At 58.8% G+C, this 1,247-nt stretch carries 2 protein-coding genes; one reads left to right on the top strand and one right to left on the bottom strand.

The annotated features are described in order from the left end of the window. Positions 1–250 precede the first annotated feature (250 nt). Positions 251–514 (bottom strand): hypothetical protein, encoded by a 264-nt coding sequence (locus tag I6F16_RS37435; RefSeq protein WP_225174770.1) that lies wholly within the window; start codon positions 512–514, stop codon positions 251–253. Between the two features lie 76 nt (positions 515–590). Between I6F16_RS37435 and I6F16_RS37430 the strand changes: the two genes are divergently transcribed. Then, positions 591–821: a hypothetical protein gene (locus I6F16_RS37430; protein WP_157784138.1), complete on the top strand. Its 231-nt coding sequence runs from the start codon at positions 591–593 to the stop codon at positions 819–821. Positions 822–1,247 lie beyond the last annotated feature (426 nt).

Here is a 1,247-nt window from a genome sequence, read left to right as displayed (position 1 = left end):
GCGCCAAGCGCAAGAGCGGCCTCATCAAACCGCCGACCGCCGGTGACGGCCCTCCGGTCGGCTCCGCCTCCCTCCGGCCCGTCACCGGCGGAAACAACCTTCAACCGAGATCATAATGCCGATGGTGAGGGCAGTTCTTCATGACGCAAAGGGGGCAGTTCCGGATGGCGTTTGACAGCTCTGGTGCTCGGCAGCAAAGTCATAGACAGCCAATAGGCTCAAGATTCGCAATCCTTGTCCGGCAATAACGTCATGCCATATTTAGCGCGATTCTCGACCAAGGTATCGAGTGCATGCTCCAACCGCTCGGCTTGGCGCCATTGAGATCCTGTATGGCCTTCTTGCCGCTCCGAACCAGCTCGGGATTTTCTTTGAGCACGTTGACGGCTTTTTGCTGCCAGCGCTCGTATTCGCGCTGCGATTGGTCATTCAGGCTCGAAATCATCGAAGGTGAAAGGTTCGTTGTATCCTTTCCAGCAGGGCCGAGAGCGCCTCCTGGATCGCCGGTCGACATAGCGCGCAGCTAAGGGGCGGGCAGCAGGCGATCGAGGCTCCTAGTTCGCCGCGCTCGGACTGGCAAAATCACCGAGGTGAAGCCGATCCAACTGGCGAGCCGCTCGCGCGCCGGTCCTCACCTTGGGCCTGGCAATCTCGATCTCGCCGATATCCGTTGCGATGTTGCGCGCCGGGCCATGGCCGTTCCGCACGGCCGGCGCGACCATCCGCGGCGGCTTCAGCTCGCCGGCGTCTGCGGAACGCGGCAATTCCGTCTGGACGGCCCGGACGAACAGATCGCGCGCTATGTTGCGGAGAATTTGTAGCAGTGCATGATCAACCGCAGACGGCTGACCGAAGGGTAGGATGTTGATCGTCTCCTTCGGGCCGCATCGGCTCCTTGAAGAAGTTCTCGCAGGTTCGCCATCCGCCTGGATACGCCGGCTCTCTGAGCGTTATCACCCAGATTCCTGCGCAGCTCCCGCTTTCTTCCTATTCACCCGGTCCCGTTCAAGACCTCTATGTGCAGAACCCGACAGCAAATTGCAATTGAGTCGATCTGAATCGCAGAAGAGATGCTTGCCTGAACCAAGCTCGGCCGTCCTGGCACGTCGATTGCTAAGAAGTCGTCCGTGAAGAATACGGGTCGGTCTGAGAAGTAAGCAGAATTGGTCTTGATGTAGTATTCGATTTTGCAGGAAAGTGGGGTGCTGGACCTCGTTTTCCTGCGTTTTGGGATTTTGCTTTTGGGC

Origin of the sequence: Bradyrhizobium sp. IC4060, assembly GCF_020193715.1 — a bacterium.
Taxonomy (GTDB): Bacteria; Pseudomonadota; Alphaproteobacteria; order Rhizobiales; family Xanthobacteraceae; genus Bradyrhizobium; species Bradyrhizobium yuanmingense.
This window is presented reverse-complemented; position numbering and strand designations above follow the sequence as displayed.

Bases quoted from the DNA above. Each gene is read 5' to 3' on its own strand.
- I6F16_RS37435 (WP_225174770.1), bottom strand. From the start codon at position 514: ATGTCGACCGGCGATCCAGGAGGCGCTCTCGGCCCTGCTGGAAAGGAT.